Annotated in this window: 22 protein-coding genes; 20 read left to right on the top strand and 2 right to left on the bottom strand. The window is 53.1% G+C overall.

Annotated elements, in window-relative coordinates:
- From P159_RS18870 to P159_RS0116895, 7 genes are all read left to right on the top strand, one after another.
- Entirely contained in the window at positions 1-858 is an 858-nt protein-coding gene (locus tag P159_RS18870) for an Rpn family recombination-promoting nuclease/putative transposase (RefSeq protein ID WP_051650439.1), read from the top strand.
- A gap of 209 nt (positions 859-1067) precedes the next feature.
- Positions 1068-1292, top strand: a complete 225-nt coding sequence (locus tag P159_RS0116920) for a DUF1659 domain-containing protein (protein WP_029546023.1) — start codon at positions 1068-1070, stop codon at positions 1290-1292.
- 13 nt (positions 1293-1305) lie between these two features.
- Entirely contained in the window at positions 1306-1515 is a 210-nt protein-coding gene (locus P159_RS0116915) for a DUF2922 domain-containing protein (RefSeq protein WP_029546021.1), read from the top strand.
- Positions 1516-1578: 63 nt separating this feature from the next.
- Positions 1579-1743: a YvrJ family protein gene (locus tag P159_RS18865; protein ID WP_072004187.1), complete on the top strand. Its 165-nt coding sequence runs from the start codon at positions 1579-1581 to the stop codon at positions 1741-1743.
- Positions 1744-1865: 122 nt separating this feature from the next.
- A complete protein-coding gene (locus P159_RS19685; protein ID WP_051650438.1) occupies positions 1866-2861 on the top strand; it encodes a hypothetical protein in 996 nt (331 codons plus the stop codon).
- A gap of 447 nt (positions 2862-3308) precedes the next feature.
- The gene (locus tag P159_RS0116900) at positions 3309-4361 is read left to right on the top strand and encodes a DUF4885 family protein (RefSeq protein WP_029546017.1); all 1053 of its coding nucleotides are present in this window, start codon (positions 3309-3311) and stop codon (positions 4359-4361) included.
- Between the two features lie 18 nt (positions 4362-4379).
- Entirely contained in the window at positions 4380-5111 is a 732-nt protein-coding gene (locus P159_RS0116895; RefSeq protein ID WP_029546016.1) for a hypothetical protein, read from the top strand.
- A gap of 259 nt (positions 5112-5370) precedes the next feature.
- Here the strand turns inward: P159_RS0116895 and P159_RS0116890 are convergent, their stop codons facing one another.
- On the bottom strand, positions 5371-5799 hold the full coding sequence (locus P159_RS0116890; protein WP_185753776.1) for a hypothetical protein: 429 nt from the start codon (positions 5797-5799) through the stop codon (positions 5371-5373).
- Positions 5800-6005: 206 nt separating this feature from the next.
- Between P159_RS0116890 and P159_RS0116885 the strand changes: the two genes are divergently transcribed.
- Both P159_RS0116885 and P159_RS0116875 read left to right on the top strand, forming a co-directional pair.
- Positions 6006-6758, top strand: coding sequence for a site-specific integrase (locus tag P159_RS0116885; protein ID WP_185753775.1), 753 nt, complete (start codon positions 6006-6008; stop codon positions 6756-6758).
- 371 nt (positions 6759-7129) lie between these two features.
- Positions 7130-7375 carry a hypothetical protein gene (locus P159_RS0116875; RefSeq protein ID WP_029546008.1) on the top strand — a complete coding sequence of 82 codons (246 nt, stop codon included), beginning with the start codon at positions 7130-7132 and terminating at the stop codon, positions 7373-7375.
- A 52-nt stretch (positions 7376-7427) separates the two neighbouring features.
- On the opposite strand, the gene P159_RS0116870 is transcribed toward P159_RS0116875, so the two are convergent.
- A complete protein-coding gene (locus P159_RS0116870; protein WP_029546006.1) occupies positions 7428-7661 on the bottom strand; it encodes a hypothetical protein in 234 nt (77 codons plus the stop codon).
- Between the two features lie 501 nt (positions 7662-8162).
- Between P159_RS0116870 and P159_RS0116865 the strand changes: the two genes are divergently transcribed.
- From P159_RS0116865 to P159_RS0116815, 11 genes are all read left to right on the top strand, one after another.
- The gene (locus P159_RS0116865; RefSeq protein WP_029542724.1) at positions 8163-9788 is read left to right on the top strand and encodes an IS1182 family transposase; all 1626 of its coding nucleotides are present in this window, start codon (positions 8163-8165) and stop codon (positions 9786-9788) included.
- Between the two features lie 694 nt (positions 9789-10482).
- Positions 10483-11763 (top strand): serine--tRNA ligase, encoded by a 1281-nt coding sequence (gene serS / locus P159_RS0116860; protein ID WP_029546004.1) that lies wholly within the window; start codon positions 10483-10485, stop codon positions 11761-11763.
- A gap of 278 nt (positions 11764-12041) precedes the next feature.
- A complete protein-coding gene (rnhA, locus tag P159_RS0116855; protein WP_029546003.1) occupies positions 12042-12752 on the top strand; it encodes a ribonuclease HI in 711 nt (236 codons plus the stop codon).
- Positions 12753-12833: 81 nt separating this feature from the next.
- Positions 12834-13604, top strand: a complete 771-nt coding sequence (locus P159_RS0116850) for an ABC transporter permease (RefSeq protein WP_029546001.1) — start codon at positions 12834-12836, stop codon at positions 13602-13604.
- Positions 13605-13619: 15 nt separating this feature from the next.
- A complete protein-coding gene (locus tag P159_RS0116845) occupies positions 13620-14369 on the top strand; it encodes an ABC transporter ATP-binding protein (protein ID WP_029545999.1) in 750 nt (249 codons plus the stop codon).
- Entirely contained in the window at positions 14366-15658 is a 1293-nt protein-coding gene (locus tag P159_RS0116840) for an MlaD family protein (RefSeq protein WP_029545997.1), read from the top strand. The genes P159_RS0116845 and P159_RS0116840 overlap by 4 nt, the downstream gene beginning before the upstream one ends.
- A gap of 89 nt (positions 15659-15747) precedes the next feature.
- Entirely contained in the window at positions 15748-17394 is a 1647-nt protein-coding gene (locus tag P159_RS0116835; protein ID WP_037377080.1) for a TolC family protein, read from the top strand.
- 26 nt (positions 17395-17420) lie between these two features.
- A complete protein-coding gene (locus P159_RS0116830; RefSeq protein ID WP_029545994.1) occupies positions 17421-21779 on the top strand; it encodes a translocation/assembly module TamB domain-containing protein in 4359 nt (1452 codons plus the stop codon).
- A gap of 23 nt (positions 21780-21802) precedes the next feature.
- Complete coding sequence (locus P159_RS0116825; protein WP_029545992.1) at positions 21803-22444, top strand: sigma-70 family RNA polymerase sigma factor; 642 nt, start codon at positions 21803-21805, stop codon at positions 22442-22444.
- A 141-nt stretch (positions 22445-22585) separates the two neighbouring features.
- Positions 22586-23155, top strand: coding sequence for a hypothetical protein (locus P159_RS0116820; RefSeq protein ID WP_029545990.1), 570 nt, complete (start codon positions 22586-22588; stop codon positions 23153-23155).
- Between the two features lie 112 nt (positions 23156-23267).
- Entirely contained in the window at positions 23268-25268 is a 2001-nt protein-coding gene (locus P159_RS0116815) for an outer membrane protein assembly factor (RefSeq protein WP_029545989.1), read from the top strand.
- The last annotated feature ends 13 nt before the right edge of the window (positions 25269-25281 follow it).

The following is a 25281-nucleotide window of genomic DNA, read 5'->3' as shown; positions in this document are numbered from 1 at the left end:
ATGGCAGCATTTCGCATAAACCGCACCAATGACGCGGTATTCAAAGCAATTTTCGCAAAGTACCCCAAGATTACCCTGGCCCTTATCAACGCTTTCCTTGAGTTCCAGGGCACGGAGCAGCTGGTGGACATTGAGTTCATTGACCGGGAAATTGATTCTGACGAGTACGACGGCAAGGAATCCCGGCTGGACATTCTGGGGATTACCGCCAGTGGCGTGAAGGTCAATATCGAGATGCAGGTCAACTCCCTTGCCGCCATGGGCGAGCGTTCCCTGTTCTACTGGGCAAGGAATTATGCTGATCTGAAGCGTGGCGATGAATATGACCAGCTGAAGCGCACCATTGCCATCAACATTCTGGGCTTCAACCTTTTCAATGCAAAGCAGTACCCGGATATGCACAGCTGTTTCGGCATTTACGACATCAAGACAAAATGCCAGCTGACGGACAAGCTGGAAATACACTTCCTTGAACTGCCAAAGTTCAGGAGCAAGAGCGTGAAAGACATGAACCGTATGGAAAAATGGGCGGCCTACTTCTCCCCCAGCACCACTGATGAGGAACTGGAAGAAATCGCCGCCGGTGAAGAAGCCATTCGGGAAGCGATGGAGGTGGAGGACGTGTTCACCAAAGATGAAGTGGCAAAGAGGTCTTACGAGAAGGCCGAGAAATTCCGCCGCGACCAGGCGGCGCAGCTGAGCTTTGCACGACAGGAAGGCAGGAATGAGGAGCGGGTCAAGGCTGTTGCCATGCTCAAACGCCTTAAACTCACCAAAGACGCTGCAATACAGGAGATTATGGAAAGTTATTCCCTGCCCGATAAAGAAGCTGCGGCGCTGGTGAACAGCAACTGGTAAAATCCCCCTTGCAATCATAATGTCAACCTGCTAGGATAAACTCAACAATAAAACATTGCTGCGTGGAATGACAGCAACCCCATACTACGGTATCACGCCCCTGCAGACAGGGGTTGATATATTTGGTTGTCATTCCGTCAGAGGCCCGGGGCGAAGTGGCAGCCCCGGGCCTTTGGCATTCTATGGAATTCCCAGAAAGGAGAATCACGATGGCAGCAGTAGCAAATGGCAGCACCACCGAGCTGAAGCTCATGGTGGAAAACGGTATCGGCAAGTCCGGCCAGCCCCTCTATGCCACCCGCAGCATTTCCGGCATTTCTCCGGCACTCACGGACGATGATGCCTATGACATCGGCAAAGACCTTGCCAGCCTCCAGAGCCACACTCTGGGGAGCGTCAAGCGTATCAATGCTTATACCCTGATTGAAGCGTGAGGAGGGCTAGACCATGCGTACACTTACCATGACGTTCAAGCTGGAAGCAGGCGGCACCAAGACCTACTCCCTGCAGGATCCCGTAGAGGGTCTGACTGATGCAGAGGTCAGAAATGTTATGCAGAGGATGATTGACAAGAAAGCCGTGGTCTCCGGCGAGGACGTGGCCACGGAAATCAAGGAAGCCTATATCCGCATCAGCGACCGCGAGGAGCTGGCGTGAATTAGGAAGGGATAGCAGGGAGGCCCCGAGGAATCGGGGCTTTTCTTGTACGGGGGTGAGGAAATGGAGCAGACAGCACTCACGGCGATTTCCACGGTGGGATTCCCTATCGTGGTGACGTTCTACCTATTGACCAGCTTTCAGAAGTCCATGGACAGGCTGAGCGGGGAGATTGCAAGGCTCACGGAGTTCTTGCAAGTGATGGAGCGGGAGCACAAAGCAAAATAACGAGGCCGGGCAACCGGCCTTTGATTTTTATAGCCCTTAAAAAGACTTATCAAATGGTTCCATTCCTCCGATATATTAACTAGAGGGATTCTGTACGGAGAAAATCCAAGGAGGAAAATGCTATGTTTGAAGGAATCGGACGCATAGGTGCTTATACAGCACAGCAACAGCTGAGACTGGAAGCCAAATACAAAATCAAGAAAGGTCAAAGCCTAAAAGAAATGAAGGAGAGTATTGACCGAACCACAAGAGAAGCCTTGACTCCCAAAACCAGGAAAGCCTCTATGTCGGACTCCACCAAGATTTCAATTATAAGGCAGAAGCTTCGCCAGGGGCACAAGCTATCTGCGAGTGAACTGAAATTCCTCAAAGACACAGACGAGCGACTTTATGAAAAAGCAAAGAAAGCCGAAGAAGCCAGAGAAGAACTACAACATGCCCTGAAACATGCCAAAAGCAAAGAAGAAGCCCGCAGAGCGTTGGTACAGGCCCAGATGAAAGTGGCGTCTGAAGCCCAGCTGGACGCTAAGGGCGCAGGTGGCAATGTCAGCTTCGGTAGCGGAGGCGCAGGAGATTTTGGAGCAGCCTTGTCAGGTGCAGGGAATGAAGCAGCTTCCTTTGAAGGCGACAATATAAATGCCCAGACAGGCGGAGAAGAAAATGCTTCTGTTACTGTCCAAGACGCAACCGCCAATGCCAATAATAGCAGCACCGCGCCGAATGATAACAATGCCAACAATCTCAACCAAGCCAACCCAAACCTTGAAGCAAGATCAGACACGGCAGAAAAATATTCAGAAGAGAGCGCCCCAAAATCATCATTCAAGGAAAGTCCTATCGACACTGACCACAAATCAGACGGAGAACTCCCAGGAGAAAAATACCTCTTCATGTTGGCTGCTATCCAGGACGAGTGGAAAAAATTTGTCAACAGCAATGAATACGATGAACTGCAAGAATGGGATATAAACATGGACGAAGAAAAGAAGCAATCCGGGAAATCGCGCTACAGAGAAGAAAAAGCGGCAGCCGATAATATCATAAGCTATCGGAACAGTCCCATAGATTTGCTACCTGGAGACTTATTAGATTTACGTGTGACAAAGGATGATGAATAGCTAGTAGTACGCAATATCTTCCCATTGGCGTGGCTTTCTGTACTGAAACATGGGCAACATCTGTATTCGTACTGTCCCTGCCGTGAATATCAAAGATGACAAAGACAGAAACACAGGAGCACTTGTTCTTATAATGGCTATTGACAGTGCTGCTTGTTGGGGAAATGATACATCTAAAAGTGACTGTGAAGGCCAGGGCGTGGTGGTGCTTTAGGACAAATGGTTGAAACTCACACCGAAAATTTGTATGTTGGTGCCAAGCTACTTAAGTTTTTGCGAATTTTTCCGATATATAGAATAACGGTTAGAAGATTTTGGTATGTATATGTCGTAATAAAGAGAAGCGTCATATTGATATGAAAGCAGCTTCACTAGGCAAAAGCCCTGTTCGAGTAAAGTATTGACATGCCATTAAATGGGACGAAATCAAACAAGGAGTAACAAACTATGGTTACTATTCAAAGCATGGGAAGCGGTTATTATAATTACTACCATGATAAACATCGTTATGAAACTCCTGATGGAAAGGCCAGCGAAGTATGGTATCACCGCGATTTGTCCAAGGAAGAAATTGCAAGCACCAATTCAGGGGAGTGGAACCGCGAATCGAAAAACGCTGACCTGTTCAGAAAGTTAGAGTCCACCTACGCTGACATTGCTGTACGAAATCGGGCAAAATATCAAACGGTTGATGAACTGTATAGCGGAGTTTATTGGAAGTACTTCGACAAGGACTCTTCTTACTCTGGTTACAGCCATGAAGAAAAAATGGCTATGTTTAATAACGAGATGAGCATGACTAGATGGGGAACCATAAGAACTGAACACACGGACATTCCCACCTTGCTGAAAGACCCGCATTTGAATGGTGAAGTAACAACTAACAAGTCCACTGATACACGCGAGTTTAATTCCAGAATGCTTAGTGCACAGATTGGCAATGTATTCAAGAACAATGGCATTGACCTGTCGTTGTTAGGCAATAGTTCTTTTCGTTTCTCTGTCAACGGTATGACCAATATGCTTACGGTGTCTTTGCTGTCCGGGAATACAGGAAGTACAGCAGATGCCAATTTGTTGAAAAAGATGACAGAAGCGTTAAATTCAAATAACAACGCCCAAAAACTCTTTTACAATTTGTTGTATGACGGTACAAAGCAAGGAACAACCCCGAAAGACCAACTTGCAAAATGGGGGTTATGGAACAATTTCCAAAGTGTCACAGGCGAAGATATTCGCACTTATCAGCAAACCGCGGATGGTTTTGTGAACAAAAATGGCGAAAAGGCACGGGATATTTTCAAAGAAGGATTGAAAACAACAACCACGGTACCTGCACAGTTCAAAGGTGCAGCTTATGACTATTTCCTTGAACAGGAGAAAAAGGCAATGCAGTATGACATAGCCAGTACAGCCGATTTGACTTTCTCCATGATATATCAAAATGCAACGGCTATCTTGTCACCTTCATCAGATAGCCAATTTGAAGCCTTTGCTTAAAGCGAGGGGGAGTATGATATGAGTAATGCTTGCACCTATTACAGTGGAATTAACGGACTTAGTTCCATGCAGAATGTGGTATCGAGTTTGCAGAAGAAAACCGAAAATATTGTGGGTAAAGTATCTTATAAAGACATATTAGCTTCTTTGCAAACAGAGAATACTTCTAAAGTAGACGCTGTAAAATCTACTGCTGAAATGACCATGGAGGAATATCAAACCTACATTTGGGAAAAAATAGATTCCTTCCCGTTTAGTCCAACCCGGCCCTATGATGAAGAAACAATCAAAATATCCGATAAATGTTGGGAACGTATGAAAAATGACCCTAAGTATGAAGATAAAATGATGAACATCATCAAGGATGGACGCATGTACCAGGATCCATTCTTTGGCACGGGCATGAATAGTGGCGGAGTTTATTGGATTTTGGAATTTGATGGTGGCGAAGGTTGCTACTCTCACGGTTTTAGCAAAAATTTTGGTGGAAGTGCTTCGTCGGCTAGAAGCCAGTTTGACAGAGAATCAGAAGGTGGTTTTTGGAGCACAAGAAGCCAAAAGAGAAAAAAGCAAGCCGAAATGGATGAAATACTCTTTGCAAAACGCAAAATGTTGCAGGAAATAAACAACGAGATTGCCTATAATCGCCATATAAATCTAAAAGCAGCTTCTTTGGGAGAAAAATCGGAATATATTATTAGCGGTATGCCGGCAAAGTTTTTGTTAGATGGATTGATGGGACCATTATAATGGTTGCCCTCTTCCATGAGGGCATAGTATCAATAGTGCCCGTCCTTGGGCACGTCCGTCCATGGTGGCCTGTGGTGCCCCCGTCCCTGGGGGCACGCTGACGCACACCGCCACGCTTCTCACCGCAAAGCCTGGTCCGCCTCCGTCCTCCGATAATGTCCTTACGGCTATCATTGCCGGAACACAGAAGCGGAGGGGAGAGGGGGCAGCACCCGTCACCGATAGCCAACATTATCGTAGGACTAAAGGCGCTTCACGCTTAGGTTAGCCCTGCGAAGCCCACCGGCCCGCCATCACGGCGGGCCTTTTCTGCTGGCTGCGTTTCTTGCCGGACAGCACCCCAGCCATGACAGGGCTCCGGCGGCAGCATCGCTGCCAACTGCGCCCCGCCACGGCTGGCGTGCTTGCCGTATTTCACCCGGTCGCCTTCCTTCCGGCTTCGGTGGCCTGCCTGCCCGGGGGCTCCTTTGTCGCCCTCTTTCCGGGCAGGTAGGCCGCCTCCCCCTCCAGTCAGGTCTCCCTCATTACCCCTGCTCACGTTACCAGGGCACCGGTTCAGGGTGGGGTTCTGTCTCCGCTTCGCTACGCCATTCAGCCCACCATTCACCCGTGCCAGTACGCACCATCTTTCTATTGGTCGCGCATCGGCAAAGCGGGGAACGCTGGCCCTGCTGATCCAGAACGCCATAAAACTGATAAGCCCGGCGGAGGTGTCCGCCGGGGGCAGACCAGCTTATAGGTTACGGAGGCGAGAGGGGCGGGACCGTCAAGGGCTGCGCCGCCATTGGCGGTGGCTTTCAGCCACCCTTGACCGCCCCGCAGTTTCCCATAGATAGGTAGCGGCAGGGGGGTGAAATCACCAGCAAACCCTTGAAAAAAAAGGCTTCTGACATATTGACAGAACAAATGAAACCCGCCACCCTCACAAGGCGGCTCACCGCCATCGGCACCGTCCACGAAGAAGCGAAACTGCAAAATCCCGTCCATGCTTCCATCGTCCGCCTGACGCTGGCGGGCATAAAGCGGGAGAAGGGAACGCGGCAGACCGCTAAAGCCCCCATCAGAGTGGAAGACCTGCGCCGCCTCATGGCCATGAATGTTTTCCACGGCTTAACTGGCCTGCGGGACAGGGCACTCCTGCTCCTGGGCTTCGCGGCAGCCCTTCGCCGTTCTGAGCTTGCCAATGTGCGGGCGGAAGACCTGACCTTCACCGGCGCGGGGGCGGTGTTGCTCTTGCCACGCTCCAAAGCTGACCAGCAGGGGAAGGGTACGGAAATCGCCCTGCCATACGCTGAAGACCCAGCCCTTTGCCCCGTCCGCGCCCTCATGGCGTGGATGAGCGCCGCCCACCTCCAGCAAGGTCCCATCTTCCAGTCCATCGACCTGCGGGCCAATCTTAGCGGCAAGGCCATCAGCCCCCGCACCGTAGCGGAGATAGTGAAGCGCTACGCCGCAAAGCTGGGCTACGATGAAAGCCAGTTCAGTGGTCATTCCCTGCGGCGCGGTTTTGCCACCGAGGCCTCACGAAGCGGAGCCAGCCTTCCCGCCATCATGCACCACACCCGCCACAAGTCGGAAAGGCAAGCACTGAGATATGTGGAGACGGGCAGAAATTTCATGGATAGTCCCCTTAAAAGGATTATATAACCCCTTAGATTTGCCACCCTTTTCCTGTGGGTGGCTTTTTCTTTGGGCTGGTACCCCGCCCCCAGCCGAAGCCTTACAACGAGCCGAGCGGAGCGGTCAAGGGTGGCGTAGCCACCGCCAGAGGCGGCTTGCCCTTGACGGCACCGCCCTCCCCGATAGTAACGAACCCAAAAGCTATTTTGAACCCGGCGGATACCTCCGCCGGGCTTATCAGTTTTATGGCGACCTTCTGAGCCGTGCTCACAGATCAGCACAAGTGCCCCCTCTCCCGTCCCCCGATGGTGCGTATTGGCACGGGTGAAGGGCGGGCTGAATGGCGTAGCGAAGCGGAGACAGAACCCCGCCCTGAACCTGTGCCCGGCAACCTGTGAGTGCAGCTGAGTGAGACCCTCCTGCAGTGGGAGGCGGCCTACCTGACTGGAAAAAGGGCGACAAAGGAGCCCCCAGCCAGGCAGGCCACCGAGCACGGAAGGAGTGCGAACGGAGCAAAAACGGCAGCACTCCAGCCGTGGCGGGGCGTAGTTGGCAGCCATAGCTGCCGCCGGAGAACCGTCATGGCTGGTGTGCTGTCCGGCAAGAAAGCCATGAGGGAAGCCAGCAGGGAGAAACTGCAATGAGCACGGCAGAGGCCCGTCGTGATGGCGGGCCGTATAACTATGCGGGGCAACCTCAAGCGTGAAGCGCCAGCCGTCCGCCGATAATGCTGCCTATCGGGGGCGAATCGTAACTGGCCAGCGAAAGCCCCTGCACTCCCGCCTCTGATAGGCGTAAAGGCATTATCGGCGGACGAACCACAAAGCCGTGACGCGGAGGGAACTGCAATGCGCCGCCGCAGCCCCGTACCCCGGAGGGCATGAGGGCAAGCGACTGGACAGCAAAGCTGTCCTCAAAGTACGCCGTCATGCCCGGAGGCGAACTCCCGCCCTCCGAAGCGTGGCTATCGGCAGGGCTGTGACGGAGCGACGTGGGCGACGTGCCCACCAAAGCCCCGTGACAGCCCTGCCGCGGGCCAGCTGCGGGCCGTGCACCCCTCACCCGCTTCGCTCAGGAAGCGACTCACACACCGCTAAAGCGGTGGTTCGCTGCTTTACGGACGGGGGCACCAAAAGCCGTCAAGGATGACCGTGCCCACGGATGGGCACTATTCATAATCGCCCCTCAAGGACGAGGGCGACCATCGAACCCCATAGCGGGAGGCAGCTTCCCAAGGTGGTGAGATTTGGTAGGCTTTATTATGGTAGGTATTTATTGCATGGAGTGCTTCTTGCATAAATATTCAATAGACCTTTGTTCAAAAGAAAAAGGGGCTGTTGCACGTAATCCAAACGTGCAGCAGCCTCATTTTTTATGCAAAAAGATAATCCCGGGACATTCAAGCCCCGGGATTAGGTGTAGAATTTAGGTATGCAAAAACCAAATTCACAGAAAGAGTATACGTCTTTAGGAGAGAATTATCAACTGTTTCTCCCCTTAAATCTTGAATTTCAGGTTAGCAAAGATGACCCCGTCCGCCTGCTTCGCCACTGCATTGGAGGTATGGATATAAAGTCACTGGAGGAGACCTATCAAAGGATAGATCGAAATCTGGCGTCGCCCAGGCAGATGCTGGCCATCCTTGTTTATGCCGGAATGAACCATATTTTCAGCTCACGCAGGATCGAGACTGCCTGCCGAAGGGACATCAACTTCATGTACCTGCTGGAAGGCAAGCCGGCCCCTGACCATGTTACCATCTCAAGATTCCGTTCCAAACATCTGGCCCCCTGCATCAAGGAACTGTTTGCCCAGATGGACTTCCTGCTTGAACAGTTCGGTGTCATTTCCCTTAAAGACATCTTCATTGACGGAACAAAGATTGAGTCTTTCTCCAACAAGTATAAATTTGTCTGGAAGAAGGCTGTCCTTAAAAACAAAGCCAAGCTCATGGCAAAGCTTCCTGCCTTTGTCAGCAAAGCCAGGGAAGCGTTCACGCTTTCTCTGCATTACGGCGATGAAATCCATGTCAGGCACCTCAAAAAGCTCCGCCGCAAGCTCAAGGCATGCCAGAAGGCGCAGGACATCATCTTCGTCAAGGGAACGGGCAAGCGCAAGACTGCCCTGCAGAAAACAATGGAGCAGCTGGACGAGTTCATTGCCCGGCTCAAAAAATACAATACATATCTGCACATTCTAGGCAACCGCAATAGCTTTGCCAAGACAGACACGGATGCCACCTTCATGCGCATGAAGGAAGATGCCATGAAGAACGGCCAGCTTAAGCCCGCCTACAACATCCAGTGCGGTACGGACTCTGAATTCATCACATGGGCATCGGTCGGTCCCCAGCCTACAGATACAACCACACTCATTCCTTTCCTTCAGGATATGGAGAAACATCTGCAGCGCCGCTATCCCAATGTGGTTGCGGATGCAGGATACGAAAGCGAAGAGAACTACCTCTATCTTGAGACCAACGGGCAGCGCGCCTTCATAAAGCCCAGCAATTATGAGAAGAGCAAGACAAGAAAATGGAAAAAGGATATCGGGCGCAGGGAGAATATGACCTATCTGCCAGAAGAAGATGCCTATTTATGCGCCCAGGGCAGGAAGCTTGCAGCTGCAAAGGAATTCGTACGCAGCAGCCGGACAGGATTCAAAAGAAATATAACCCTTTACAGTTCTGCGGATTGCGGCAATTGCCCGCTGAAGAGCCAGTGCATACACGGAAACCATTGCAAGACCCCGCTGGAGGAGAGAACCAAGCACTTTGAAGTATCCAAACAGTTTCTGCGCCAACGTCAGGAAGATTTGGAACGTATAACCTCAAAAGAAGGAGTACAACTGCGCATAAACCGAAGCATACAGGCAGAAGGTGCATTTGCAATGATGAAGGCGGACATGAATTTCCGAAGGTTCCTGAGCCGCGGCACAGCAAATGTCCTTGTTGAGATCATGCTGGTGGCTATGGCTTACAATATTCAAAAGCTGCACTGCAAAATCCAGTCAGACAGAGCAGGCCAGCACCTGTTCCCTGTGAATAACGCAGCCTGAATACAAAATAAGAGCACAAGAAAAAAGGCGATTTTTAGACCGCCTGGTATCTTGTGCTCATTTTTAGTGGATTTTACAACGAATAGGAACTTCTTATACATCAACAAGGAAAAGGGGCTGTGCATAAGTGGAATTACACTCATGCAACAGCCCCCGTATATACATAACACCGTTTCCGAAGCAAAACCTGTACTGTCAGTGTACTGTCACCGACATATTAAACCATGTGAAAATGAGGTAAGCAATAAATTTAGAGATAGGTAAAAACCTACTGAATAAGGTGGGGCGGGAAGTGATAATAAATTACGTGACCTACAGAGTTAGCCCAATCAACAGTCACCGCTTGACCTGCGAGCGATGGGGATGGGGACTTTGCGACATTCGCTAGATATAGCCGGGAAAGACCCGGCAGTACATAGAACTGAATGTTTTTGGCAGAGCCCTTCTTCCCCGCCGAAGAAGGGCTTTGTGGCGTCATTACTTGTGTCGGAAGGTTTTTCCTTGTGGGAATTCCCATGGGGAGAAAGTTGCTCATACATTTCATTCAGTTCTATTAGCTGCCCATTTGGCGGCTGCCCCGGAGTGATAACCGGGGCTATTTTTTTGGACTTTCCTGGGAAAACTTGATATAATATAAGCTATGTGATTATTTATCCCCTGGCAGGGATTTATTAAAATATGGAGTGTGAGTATCGTGCTGGATATTAAATTTGTGCGTGAGCATCTGGAAGAAGTCAAAACCATGCTGAAGAATCGTTGCAACAGCCTGGACCTTTCTGAGTTCGAGGGACTGGAGCAGAAGCGTCGTGAGCTTTTGCAGGAGACTGAGACTTTGAAGGCCCGCCGCAACACTGTTTCCAAGCAGGTGGGCCAGATGAAGAAGAACGGCGAGGATGCCTCTGAGGTCATGGCTGAGATGCGCGAGGTGGGGGCCCAGATCTCTGCTCTTGACGCTGACCTGAAGGATGTGGAGGAGAAGCTTCGCGACATCATGCTGCACATCCCCAATATGCCCAAGGAAGATGTGCCTATCGGCAAGGACGATACGGAAAACCCCGAGGTGCGCAAGTGGGGCGAGCCTAAGTCATTTTCCTTCGAGCCCAAGGCTCACTGGGATATCGGCGTGGATCTGGATATCCTGGATGCTGACCGGGCAGCCAAGGTGGCTGGCGCCCGCTTCATGTTCTACAAGGGTCTGGGTGCCCGTCTGGAGCGTGCCTGCATTGCTTTCATGATGGATATGCACGCTGACAAGCATGGCTATACGGAGATGCTGGCTCCTTACATCGCCAACAAGGACAGCATGGTGGGAACCGGCCAGCTGCCCAAGTTTGCCGAGGATATGTTCAAGCTGGAGGGCCTTGACTACTATCTGGTGCCCACCGGCGAGGTGCCCATGACCAACTATCACCGCGATGAGATCCTGGACGGCAGCAAGCTCCCTGAGCGCTACAGCTGCTACACTGCCTGCTTCCGGGCCGAGGCCGGCAGCGCTGGCCGTGATACCCGTGGTCTCATCCGCCAGCACCAGTTCAACAAGGTGGAGATGATCAAGTTCACCAAGCCTGAGGAGAGCTGGGACGAGCTGGAGAGCATGGTGGAGGCTGCCGAGGATATTCTGAAGGCCCTGGAGCTGCCGTACCATGTGGTGATGCTCTGCACCGGTGACATGAGCTTCACCTCTGCCAAGACCTATGACCTTGAGGTTTGGTTCCCCAGCCAGGGCAAGTACAGGGAGATTTCTTCCTGCTCCAACTGCCTTGACTATCAGGCCCGCCGTGCCAACATCAAGTTCCGCCGGGATGCCAAGTCCAAGCCCGAGTTCGTTCACACCCTGAACGGCTCCGGTCTGGCTGTGGGCCGCACGGTGGCTGCCATCCTGGAGAACTACCAGCAGGAGGATGGCTCCGTGGTGATTCCGAAGGCACTGGTTCCCTATATGGGCGGCGTAGAGGTCATCAGGCCTGCAGAGTAAGCATACCTGTTAAGGCGTTCGGGCCACAGGCATAGCAACGCTTCACTTGGAATTTTACCATAGAATCTAAGCTCCCACTGCACCGCCTGTGGCGGTTTGTGCTCGCTAAGATTTATGGTAAAATTCCACACGTTCCGCTTATGCTATGCCTGTGGCCCTCACTTACTTACCGACTATAATAAAGGGGACGCTTTGAGCGTCCCTTTTCCTATAAATATTTAGCGAGCACAAGCCGAGGGGGCAATGGGGCTTGCTGTAAATTTGCGAAGGAGATATGAATGGCAAAAAAAGTTTATGCGGTGAAAGTGGGACGGCAAACGGGGCTTTTCAATACCTGGGCGGAATGCGAAGCTCAGGTGAAAGGTTTTATGGGGGCTAAGTTCAAAGGGTTTATGACAGCCCAGGAGGCTATGGCCTGGTTGGCAGGGGAGGAAACACCTGCGGCTGTGCCTTTGGGTGAGCAGTTCCTCTTCAGCCCGGGGGCTGCTCCTGTCAGGAAAAAGCCTGTTGCCGGAGTGAAGGAAGCTCCCGCTTTCGTGGGGGAAGCCGACTACATCATCTACACAGACGGCTCCTGCCTGCGCAATCCTGACGGTCCCGGGGGCTGGGCGGCGGTGCTGACCAACCAGGCTACGGGACATGTGCAGGAGCTCTCCGGGGGTGACTCTTCCACTACCAACAACCGCATGGAGCTTACGGCGGCCATCAAGGCCTTGTCTGCCGTGCCGGCAGGTTCAAAGATCGCCCTTTATACCGACAGCCAGTACATGAAGAACGGCTTTACCAAGCACTGGCTGGAGGGGTGGAAGAAGAAGGGCTGGATAACTTCCAAGGGGACACCGGTGCTGAACAAGGAACTTTGGCTGGCTCTTGATGAGGCGTTCCACGCTAGGCAGGTTGAGTTCCACTGGGTAAAGGGCCATGTGGGGGTGGAGGCCAATGAGCGCTGCGACCAGCTGGCCAAGGCGGAAGCTATGAAATTTATGTGATATTCAAATAGTAAATAAGACTTTACTATTCGGGATAAAATTGCTAGAATCGAAGGGTGAGAATGTGGAGGGAGGCCGGGCATGGCAACCAGGATACTTGAGACACTAGGTGCATTTATCATCAAGCGCTGTGCCGAGCTGGGCACTATGGTGCTCCTCTATGTGAGCATTGTGAGGCAGCTCAGGGGCCGCCTGCGCTGGCGTTCCATTATTGCCCAGATGTCACATCTGGGGGTGGACTCCCTCACCATCGTGAGCCTGACCCTGCTTTTTACCGGGGTGGTAATCACCCTGCAGACGGCGGCGAAGTTCATCGAGTTCGGCGCCCAGAGCACCATCGGCGGCGTGGTAGCTATGGCCATTGGCCGTGAGCTTGGTCCTGTGCTGGTGGGTGTGGTATGTGCAGGTCGGGTGGGGGCTGCCATTACGGCGGAGATTGCCACCATGAAGGTCACGGAGCAGATAGATGCCCTGAGGGTCATGGCGGTGAATCCAGAAGGATATTTGATCCTTCCCCGCATGATAGCCTGCATGGTGGTGGTACCCATCCTCACGGTTTTCGGAGACATCATCGGGGTGGCAGGAGGCTGGGCTACGGCGGTTTATTACTCTGGCATCAGTTCCTACACCTTTATGAACGGCATCCACACTTTCGTGGAGGTTTTTGACCTTACGGGGGGCATGGTGAAGGCCGTGTTCTTCGGCAACGTCATTGCTGTGCTGGGGTGCTATTACGGCCTTACCTGCCCCGAGGGGGCAGAGGGTGTTGGCCGGGCCACCACCCGCACGGTGGTGACTTCCATCATCGTCATCTTTATGCTCAATGCCGTATTGACTTTCATTTTATTTTGATGGATGTAAGTTATCATGATAGAATTAGTTGATGTCTGCAAGTCTTTTGACAAGAATATGGCTCTCTCCCATATAAATCTGAATATCAGGGAAGGGGAAACCCTGGCTATCATTGGCGGTTCAGGCTCTGGCAAGAGCACCCTGCTGCGGCTGCTGATCGGCCTTATCCGCCCCACCTCCGGCCAGATTCTGGTGCGGGGGCGGGATGTGGCAAATCTCAGCGAAGCGGAGTGGGACAAAATCCGCCTGCGCATGGGCATGGTGTTCCAGTATTCAGCTCTCTTTGACTCCATGACCGTGGGGGATAATGTGGCCTTTGGCCTTAGGGAGCACACGGATAAGAGCGAGGCAGAAATAGGCCGCATCGTCAGGGAAAAGCTGGCTTTGGTGGGCCTTGAGGGCGTGGAGCAAATGATGCCCAATGAACTTTCCGGTGGCATGAAGAAGCGGGTGGGCCTTGCCCGGGCTATTGCCTGTGAGCCTTCGGTGATTTTTTACGATGAGCCCAGTTCCGGCCTTGACCCCATCATGACGGCCCGCATAGATGAGCTCATTGTGAGCACCCAGCGGAAATTGGGTGTTACTTCGGTGGTGGTGACCCACGATATGGCCAGCGCCTGCCGCATTGCAGACCGCATAGCCATGATTTATGCAGGAGAACTCATTGCCGTGGATACGGTGGAAAAGTTCAAGAAGATACAGGACGAAAGGGTGCAGGCGTTCTTCAGAACACTTAGCACTGCGGAGAAGGAGGGGGCGGCATGAGTACAGAGGCCAAGGTGGGAGCCTTTACACTGGCGGGACTGGCACTTTTGGTGTCGGCGGTGCTGCTCCTCTCCGGCGTGAGTCTGGGAGGAAGCAAGGGGTACGCCCTCTATGCCGGTTTCCGGCAAGTGGTGGGCATAGAGCCACAGTCTACGGTGCGTCTTTCCGGTGTGCCGGTAGGCTCTGTGCGCAAGGTGGTCAATGATGGCGGCGGTGTCACTGTCACCATGGATATAAAGGGGGATGTGAAGATTCCCCGGGGGTCCCGGGTCACCATTGGTTCGGCAGGCGTCATGGGAGAAAAGTTCATCAATATCCTGCCTGCCGGGGCAGAAAACGGCTGGGTCTCTGATGGAGACTATCTCATCGGGGAAGATGAGAAGGGCATGGACACTCTCATGGCGGGCATAGACAAGACGCTGGCCCAGGTACAGGAGCTTCTGGGGTCTGTCAATGACGTTCTGGGCAACAAAGACCTGCAGCACTCCCTGGTGCAGAGCATGGTGAATATCCAGGATGTGACCAAGCGCATTGACCGCACCATGGCGGTGCTGGAAAATCTGGCTGTGAGCAATCAGGGACAGGTGAATGATATCATTTCCCAGCTGAACTCGGCCACGGCGGGCATGGACCGCACTATGCAGAGCGTGGAAGCCATGGTGGCTAATCTGGAAACTGTGGGAGCCGACCCCCAGACGGCTGAGAATCTGCGGCAGACCCTCAGCAATATGGCGGATGCCTCTGCCCGGGTGGTGCGCATCACCCAGGGGCTGGAAAATGTGGTGGCAGATGAAAAGACCCAGGAGGATCTGAAGGCGACCATCAGCAATGCCAGGAAGCTCACTGAGCGGGCCGATGGCATGCTGAAGAAGGTGAGCGAGATAGAGGTGAAGCCACAGGTTGATGTGCTCTACAGCGGCGGCGCCCATGACTGGAAGACTGATTTGAATGTAGATGTGGGCAAGAAGGATGGCCCCTATCTGAGGCTGGGGGTTGATGACATCGGTGATGAGAACAAATTCAATGCCCAGATTGGCAAGAAGTTTTCCAAGGGGCACTTCGGTGTCCGGGGAGGCGTCATAAACGGCAAACCCGGGGTGGGCCTTGATATTTATGGAGGCAAGCGCTTTCAGCTGGCGGTGGACGGATATGATCCAAATGACATGCAGCTGAGACTGGACGCATCCTACGATATTACGGGCAAAGGCACTGCCTTGGCAGCCCAGTGGGATCACGTCAATGATCATGAGCGTCGTCGTGCCTACTTCGGCATCAGGCAGAGTTTTTGAACATGATAATCCCGGTCGGCAGGAACCGGCCTTTTTATAGAGAACAATAAAATTGCAATCATTACAGTAATTCAAGGGAGGACATTGTCTTGAATAACAAGAGGAATTTCCATAAAAAACTTACGGCCCTGGTACTGGGCGGGCTGATGGCTATCAGCACTTCCCCTGCCCTGGCTGCCGATACGGTGCAGCTTGACCTGAAGGATACTGTGCGCATGGCCCTGGAGAACAATCTCACTCTCAAGCAGTATTATGCCAATGTGGACAATGCCCGTTGGAGCTTGTCAAAGGCCCGTCGCCAGATGGGGCCGACCCTTACCTGGAATACCGGGGCTAACCGTATCGGTGGCAGGGCGTACAGCGGCGCTTATGATCCTGCTTATGACTATAATTTCAGCAACACGGGCAGTGTTACCGTGCCCTTGTATAACGAGTCACTGCGGGCCAGCCGCGATTCTGCCAAGTATGCTCTGAATGCAGCAGATATGAATCTGGAGGACACCAAGCAGACTACTGTAAAAACTGCTACTACTCATTACTACAATATCCTGCAGTGCCGCAATCTCATCAAGGTATATCAGGATAATGTGGAGACCCTTCAGGCCCACTTGGATCAGGTAAATGCCCAGTACCGGGTGGGGACTGTGGCCAAGTCTGATGTGCTGGCCTCCGAGGTGCAGCTGGCCAATGCCCAGCAGTCCCTGGTGACGGCTCAGAACGATTACGATGTGGCAATGGCAACCCTCAATAACTATCTCGACCTGCCTACGGACACAGTGCTGGAAATCAAGGATGAGCTGAAGTACACCAAATATGATTTTGACATTGATGCCTGCACCAATTTTGCTCTGCTGAACAGAGCAGACGGTCTGGCTGCCTACTACAACGTGAAGCAGGCTGAGGCAGGTGTGAACTCTGCCAAAGCTGGCTTCCTGCCTACGATAAACGCCAGCGGCAGCGATGCCATTGCCGGTGAGCGTCCCTTCAAGACCAACCACACCAGCAGCGATGTATGGTCCGTGGGCCTTACTGCCACCTGGAATATCTTTGATAATGGCGTGACTTCTGCCAATATCCATGCGGCAGAGGCCAGCCTGCTGAAGGCACAGGAGGCATCTGCCCAGACTGACGAGCAGATCCGTCTTGATGTGCGCAAGGCTATTCTGAGCCTACAGGCAGCTGAGAAGAATATCCAGACTACCAAGGTATCCGTTACCAAGGCTGAGGAAGACTACAAGATTGCCCAAGTAAGCTATAATGCAGGTGTGGGCACCAACCTCAGCGTCATGGATGCAGAGGAGAAGCTCACCTCTGCCCGTACCAACTATTACACTGCTCTCTACAAGTACAACGTCAGCAAGGCCGAGCTGGACAAAGCTATGGGCATTCCCGTGGATCTTGATACAGTGAAGTACAGTGATGCTGCCATGGCCGGCGAGACGGCTGTCAAGGCACGTGAAGCAGGCCGCCTCAACGAAGGCGCTGTCTTTGAGACTCCGAAGGAGATCATCAAGGATGTATTGAAGGAAGGCCGGGCAGAGCGCAAGGCCAGGGAAAAGGCTGCCAAGGAGAAGTACAAGGAAGAAAAGGCTGCGGCCAAGGCCAAGAAGCAGAAGGAGAAGGCTGAGGCCAAAGAGGAAACCGTGGAAGAAAAGCGGGCAGAGGAAGCCAAGGCTATGGAGAAGAGGGCAGAGCCTGACACCGCAGAGATTGTGGCTGAATCCATGGCCAAGTAAGAGATGATGGCAAAAAGGGTGGGTTTATGAAGGGGTTATTGAAAGTCGGGATTGGGCTGGCCCTGTCTGCTGCGCTTTTAGGGGGAGGCGTGTTTTTTGCCGCCCGCACGGAAACTTTCATGCAGGAAGCAGGAAAGGCAGCAGGCAGCATAGCAGCCGACTCCCTGGGGACTGTGGCAGAGGTGGGCTCTGTTGAAGTCAGCTCCCTTCATGAACTTACCATACGCGACATAGATATTTATGACAAGCAGGCGGAAACCATGCTCCATGCCGATGAGGCGCGGGTGGGCTTCCGCCTGCTTGACGTATTTGAAGAGCCTGCTGAAGGTGTGAGCACTGTAACCCTGAAAGGCGTGGAGGCTGTGCTCACGGAAAAAGATGACGGCAGCTGGAATGTGCAGGAGCTAGTTTCCTCCACCGGAGAGAAAAAGAAATTCACTGGCAAGGTGCAGGTGGAGGATGCCCGTGTGCAGGTGAAAAGCTTCCACCTGCCCGAGGCACTTTCCTTTACGCAGGTGACGGGCTCTCTAGACTTTGGGGAATATCCTGTGCTGCAACTGGAGGGCAGGGCCTGCCAGGGAGAAACTGACTTGGAGTTTGCTGGCACCATTGGCAGCGACCGGCAGATTATCCGGGTGAAAGCAGGAGAGGCAGAGCTGGATAAATACCTGCCCCTGTTGCCGGCAGGACTTTTGCCCGAAGAAATAGAGCTTGAAGGCGGACATCTGAACCGGGGCGAGGCTGCGGTGGTCTATCAGGGGGGGCTCATAAGCCTTACTGGTTCCGCTGACATCAAAGCAGGCAAGCTGAAGGCTCTGGGTACGGAAGTGGAGGACATAGAAGGCACAGCCTTCTTTACCGACAGCCAGGTGATGTTTGATGCCAAAGCCCAGGCAGCAGGACAGCAGGCCAGGGCTCATGGCAAGGTGACCTTCCTTGAAGGAACTCCTTATCTTGACATAGAGGCATCCTCTGATGCCTTTGATCCATCTGCCATCCTGAAGGATATTCCCTGCCATGGCACGGCTGCCTTTGAGGCCAGGATTTCTGGTACGGCAGCCGCTCCGCTGGTAAACGCCCGGATAAGCAAGGCTTCAGGCGAGGCCTATGGCTTCTCTTTTGAGAATGGCGGCGCTAAAGTGCGCTACGAAGATGGCAGGGTCTATGTGCAGGAAGGGAAGGTCAGCTCCCTGGGGGGCACGGTACAGGGGGAACTGGAACTCAGTGCTGCTGACTGGTCCTTTACGGGACATGCCAAAGTCCAGGGCGTAGATCTGAAAAGTGCCGCCGCTGCCTTGCCGGAAGTTGCTGTCCTCAGGGACCTTACGGGCAGGGCCTCCCTGGATGTGGGCTTCAACGGCAAGGGGACTGACTATGAGAAAATGGCATATTATGGCAGCCTGAAGCTGGAGCAGGGTTCTTATCAGGGGCTGCCCATAGAGAGAGCAGGGACTTCCTTTGCCCTGCTGGGGGATGAACTCACCATTGATGCCCTCAGTGTACGTCTGCCACAGCATGGCGATGTGGGGCTGGAGGGAAAGATAACAAACCTTTACGGTGACTCCCGGCTGGAGATGGAACTTTACGGGGGACATGTGGAGCTGTCGCTCCTGCAGGCCCTTCTGCCTCAGGCAGATGTGAGCGGCTTCTCTGATTTCAAGGGCACTCTTTCCGGTACCCGGAGCAACCCCGACCTTGACCTTTCATTTTCTGCCACCCGGGGGGAGCTTTTCAAGCAGCCCTTTGATTCACTGCGCTTTCATGCTCTGGGGAGCCTGGACAGGGTAGCCATAGAAGACTTCTCACTGGAGAAAGATGGGAAGCAGACATGGTATGTGGATGGCTTCGTGGGCCTTACGGGGGAAAAGAAAATCAACCTTCGTGCCGATACGGTGGGTGTGCGCATGGAGGATCTGGCAGCCCTGGTGGCCCCGGACCAGCCCATCACCGGTAATGTGGACAATACCATCAGATTCACCGGCACGCTGGACAATCCCCAGGCTGTTGGCTACATTCATTTCTATCTGGGCAGCTATATGGGAGTATTGCTCTCCGGCATGGATGGCGACTACTATCTGCAGGATGGCAAAGTGCGGCTGCAGGATTTCCACATCTACTCACCTATGGTGGATATGGATGTAAACGGCATGGTGGACAGGTCTGGCAATCTTGATTTGCTGGCCCAGGTGCATGACATTGACATGAAGCGCATACAGCACAAGCTGCCTTATGAGGTCAGCGGTCATGGCACTTTTGACGGCAGCATCAGGGGCAGCCTGTCTGCGCCTGTTTTCCATGGCACCCTGAATGCGCCCAGCCTGACTTTGAACGGTCAGGAAATAGACAAAATCCACGGTTTGGTGGAATATGCTGCGCACAGGATATCCCTGTCGGAGTTTGGCTTTTTCCAGGGGGAGAATGGCTATTGCGGCCTGGAGGCCTCCTTCGGCACCGAGGATGAAAGCCTTTCCGGCAATGCCGTGGTTCAGGATTTTGACATCGAGGCCCTTTGCGACCTCCTGAATCAGCATAATGACAAGCTGGCAGGAAAGATTTCCATGGGAGTGAAGCTGGGAGGCTCATTGGGAAATCCTGATCTTACTATGCAGGGAGAAATTGCCCAGGGCACGGCAGCGGGCTATGATATCAGCAATGTGATTCTCAAGGGACATTTGCAGAACAGGGTGCTTTCCCTGAAGGAGCTTTCCGGCTCACAGGGGGAGGGCACGTTCTCTGCCAGGGGAACGGTTGATTTCAATCATGACGGTGAGATAGCTGCCAATCTTTCGGCCCAGGATCTTTCCTTGGGAATGTTTTCCAAGCTGGGGGGAATCAAGGCTGATATCACAGGTCGGGCTGATATTAAGGCGACTTTTGGTGGCTATCTGCATAATCCGTCCCTTGATGCAGAAATCAAGGGACGCGACGGCGGTGTGGCAGGTTCCACCTTTGACACGCTGGAGACAGTGCTGCAGGTGCGCAATGGACTTTGCGACATCAAGAGCATGCAGGTGCAGAAGACCGTGGGGGAGAGAACATATCAGGCCAGTGCCCGGGGCATTGTGCCCTCCAGGGCCCTTCAGGTGGATGATCCCGCTGCCCTGAATGACTATGAGCAGATAAGGCTGGAACTTTCCCTGGACAATGCAGATCTGTCCCTGCTGCCTGCCCTTTACAAGCAGGTGGATTGGGCCATGGGCCCCACCCAGGGCAAACTCCTTATTACAGGTACGGCAGCCCATCCCTTGTTTGATGGTGCGATGACCATCACTGGCGGGGCTGTGAAGCTGAAGGAGCTGCGCCTGCCTATCACCGAGATGACGGCGAAGCTTGATTTTAATGGGACTCAAATGACAGTCAGTGACTTTTCTGGTAAAATGGGCGAAGGGAGCTACCAAGGCTCTGGAGGCCTTCAGCTGGAAGGCTTGACGCCTGTTAATTACAATTTTGATTTTACGGCCAGCAGGCTGGATGTTCAAAGCAGTTTCTTCCAGGGACCTCTGGACGGGGAGCTCCACTTGCAGGAGGGTGAGATTTACGGCATGGTCATGCCCAAGCTCTCGGGCAAACTGGATCTTCATGACTGCACCGTCTCAGTGCCCACCATCCCTGATACCGAAGGGGAGCTGCCGGATGTCATTCTCGATTTCCAGCTGAATGTGAACAAGAAGGTTCATTTCTACAGCTCTTATCTCTATGATATGCACCTGAAAGGCGCTGTTCATTTTGGCGGCACCACCAGGCACCCCAGGACCAGCGGCAAGGTGGAGGTAGAGAAAGGCGGCACGGTCAGCTATCTGAAGACCCCCTTCAAGATACGCCAGGGAGTGGCATATTTCAATCAGGTGGATTCCTTCCTGCCCAGTCTGGACTTCGTGGCTGATGCCACAGTGGGGCGCACAAAGATTTTCCTGAATCTGGATGGTCCCCTGGGGGAGATGGAGCTGAAGCTTTCCTCCTTGCCGGAACTGAGCCAGACGGAAATCATGCAGGTGCTGACTCTGGGGCGTGACTACGAGGCGGGAAAGCGCAATATCACCGCCGGGGATATGCTTTCCCTGGGCCTCCAGCTGACGGTGCTTTCGGAGCTGGAGCAGGCAGTGAGGAATGTCTTTTTCCTTGACTACTTCAGCATACACCGGGGCGGGCCTATGTCCGATTTCGTGTCTTCGTCTTCTGAGAGCAACAGCCGGGAAGATGAGTACAGTGTGGAAATTGGCAAGTACGTCACCAAGGGACTTATGCTGAAATTCAGCCAGGGCATCGGCGCTGCTCACAAGCAGCGCTACGGTGTGGAGTATGATGTCAATGACCATTTCAGCCTGGTGGTAGAGCGTGAAGGCCACGATACTGTGGTTGGCTTTACCAGCCGTTTCCAATTCTGACTTTGAGAGAAAGGAGCAGGCTTATGAATTTCGGAGAATATCTGTCAGCTATCGCTGATGTCAAGCTGCTTGCTCCTGAGGAGGAGCGTCAGCTTTGGCGCCAGTGCAAGGCAGGAGACAGAAAGGCCAGGCAGCGTCTCATAGAATCATATCAGCCTTTGGTCTGTCGCGAAGCTATGCCCTGGCGCAGCCGTCCTGATATCATGGACGCTGTGCAGGAGGGGACGGTGGGGCTGATTGAAGCGGTGGAGACTTATGACCCTGAAAGGGGCGTGGCTTTCAGCCTTTATGGCATGCACCGCATCAGAGGCAGGATACTTGACTTCCTGAGGAAAGAGGGCGGGGCAGATACCCCCTGCCTGGAGTCCCTCGCCACAGAGGAGGGGGAAGAACTTAACCTCAAGGAAAGCCTGGCTGACAGATCTGCGCTGACGGTGCCTGAGCAAGTGGAAAACGCTGTTTTTTCCGAGCGCCTGCACCATGCCCTCGACCGGTTGCCAGGTAATGAGAAAGCGGTACTGGAAGGCATGTATCTGGGGACGGCTGATGCCAGGGAGATGGCGGCTGATCTCAGTGTCTCGCTGGCTCATGTCTACAGGCTGAGGGATAAGGGCATAAGAAGAGTCAGGGGAATGCTGGCCCGCTTCAAGAGCGGCTGGACATGAAAAAAGAAGGAAATGTGTTGTTTAGGCAAGAATAAAATAGTTTTCGCTGCCAGATAGAGCGCAAAGCCCGGATATGCTGATTTTTGCTTTGCAAAATCACTTTTGCTCCCTGGGATTATATAGATGAAAGGGGGCGGGAGCATGGATAAGGAAAGCAAGCGTGCGCGTATACAGGCGGCCCGGGACTGGCTGGGTCAGGCTGATGATTCGCTGGAGCGGGCCGATGAGCTGCAGGGGGACCTGAAGCTTATGCTGGCCAAGGCAGAGCTTGAAGGAGCTTCTCCGGGCAGGAAAACCCTCAGACTGCGCAAATGGTTATCCAGGGGGGCGGCCCTTGCTGTGGCGGTGCTTATAGTGCTGGCCATAGAAAACTGGCCCTTCGGGCTGGAGCCCGTGCAGGAAGATATTTCTCCGCCGGTGCCTGTCAGGAGTCTGGAAAGCCAGCCACAGGAGGATAAGACTGTTGCAGGGCAGGCTGAGGAAGAAATACATGGCACAGGGGAAAATCCCCCCTCCCCGGGGGAACCGGTGGAGGAAAGTGCTGCTGTGCCCCTTCAGGTGCAGGAGCGTGCTGAAGCAAGGGAGGGCACCTTTGAGGCTGGCACCCCCCAGTCTGCAGCCAGTCCTCACCTTACTTATGCGCCCTCAAGGGTGCCTTCTGCTGACCAGCAGAGATTGATGCAGGAGGCGGGGGAAGTATTAAGGCGATAAAAAGTTCTTTGTATTTCCAAGGAATTTTGATATATTATTATTGATTGCAGGGAGCAAGGGGAGAGAAAGGAAAACTTTTGGCCCCAAGGGAAATGTTTAGGAGGTCTGACTTTTGAAGAAAAAGCGATACAGATATTTGGCTGCTGCGGTGGCTATGGCCACTAGTGCAGCTGTGCTGCCCGGTTATGCCTATGCAGCGGAAGAAGTGGCTGCCCAGCAGGAAACGGTACCTGCAGAAGGCAGTGTTCAGGCTGATAATGTGGCTGCTGATATGGCAGCTGTCAGTCCGGAAGAAGCTGTGGAGACAAAGGCAGCAGACGGGGCTGAAAATGAGACGGCCGCAACGGAGGAAAGTGCTCAGGCACCGGTTCAGGTAGACGAGCGCACCGAAAATTGGAATAAGAACCGCCCGGATGAAAAGGCTATAGAGGACCTGCTGGGCCAGTTCGAAGGCCAGACAATCGTGGATATCCGCTTTGAAGGAGCTACGGAAAAGACGGAGCCCACGGCCAAGGCAGCTGTGTCCATGCATGCAGGTGATATGTTCACCTCAAAATTGCTCTATGAGGCCAGGGACACCATTTACAACACGGGCTATTTCTATGATATTTTCCCCTCTTTTGAGAAAGTGCCGGAAGGTGTCATTGTCACCTTCCATGTGCTGGAAAATCCCGTGCTGACGGATATTGAAATCACTGGCAACACCGTGGAGAAGTCTGAGGAACTCTATGATCGCATGGGCGTGAAGAAGGGGGAAATCCTCAACAGCCGCATCCTGCATGAAAATATCCAGGCCATTCAGGAGCTTTACCATAAGGATGGCTACATACTCATGAAGGTCTCCGATATGAATATAGATCCTTCTGGCAAGCTGGTCATCAAGATCAATGAGGGCAAGCTGGAAGGTTATGCAGTCAAGGGCAATAAGAAGACCAAGGACAGGGTTATCCTGCGTGAAATGCGTCAGAAGCCTGGTGAGCCCTTCAACTCCAAGCTGGCCCGTCGCAGCGTTCAGCGCGTCTACAACCTGGGGTTCTTTGAAGATGTGAACATCAAGATGAATCCAGGCGTGGAGCCCAACGCTGTGATCATGGAAGTGGATGTCAAGGAACAGCGCACGGGTACCTTCGGCGTGGGTGCCGGCTACAGCAGCTCTGATGGCATACTGGGTATGATAAATGTGGGGGACAAGAACTTCCTGGGCACTGGTGATGCTGTTACCCTTACTTATCAGAGGTCTGGCAGCGAAAGCGATGCTCAGGGCTTTGTGTTCTCTTACAGGCGTCCCTGGATTGATAAAAAAGAAACTGTGGGTACCCTGAAAATTTATAACCGCACTTATGAGTATTCAGATTATGATACTAACGGTGATAAGAAAGAGAGCTATATGCGCAAGTATGCAGGGGGAGAAATCACCTTTGGACGCCCTGCCAGCGAGTATTCTACCAATTACCTCACACTTAGGAACCGCAAGGACACATATGTAAGGCATGAGGATGACGGTAACGTGGTCTGGACAAATCCTGATGGCAGCATCCATTGGGGCTATCATGATGAGGCATGGAAGGAGTACAACTTCGGCACTACCCGTTCCATTACTTTTCAGCATGTGACGGATACCCGCGACAATGTCTATAACCCAACCGAGGGCGGCAAGGTCAGTCTTACTGCTGAGGTGGCAGGCTTTGGCGGAGACTTTGACTTCCAGAAGGCTTCCATTGAGGATACCCGTTACTTCAAGGTGAGCAGCAACCGCGTTATTGCTGTCCGGGGCATGTATGGCTACGGCCATGGGCATCTTTCTGAGTTCAACCAGTATCGCGTCGGTGGTCAGGATACCCTGCGCGGTTATCGTGATGACCAGTTCCGCGGTGACCGCATGGCACTTTTGTCCATAGAGTACAGATTCCCTCTGGCCAACAAAGTCCAGGGTGCTGTTTTTGCTGATGGCGGCGGTGCCTGGAGTGACAGATTCCTGCCGCACTCCAACGAGCTTCACGCCAGCGTGGGTGTAGGCATTTCCTTCAATACGCCTATCGGTCCTGTACGTCTCGACTACGGTCGTGGCGATCAGGGCGGCCGTGTCCACTTCACCGTAGGCGGTGCCTTCTAAGGCGGTGAATAGA

The sequence above is a fragment of the Selenomonas sp. AB3002 genome (assembly GCF_000702545.1).
Classification (GTDB): Bacteria; Bacillota; Negativicutes; order Selenomonadales; family Selenomonadaceae; genus Selenomonas_B; species Selenomonas_B ruminantium_A.
Note: the sequence above shows the minus strand (reverse complement) of the source record. Positions and strands in the feature narration are given on the sequence as shown.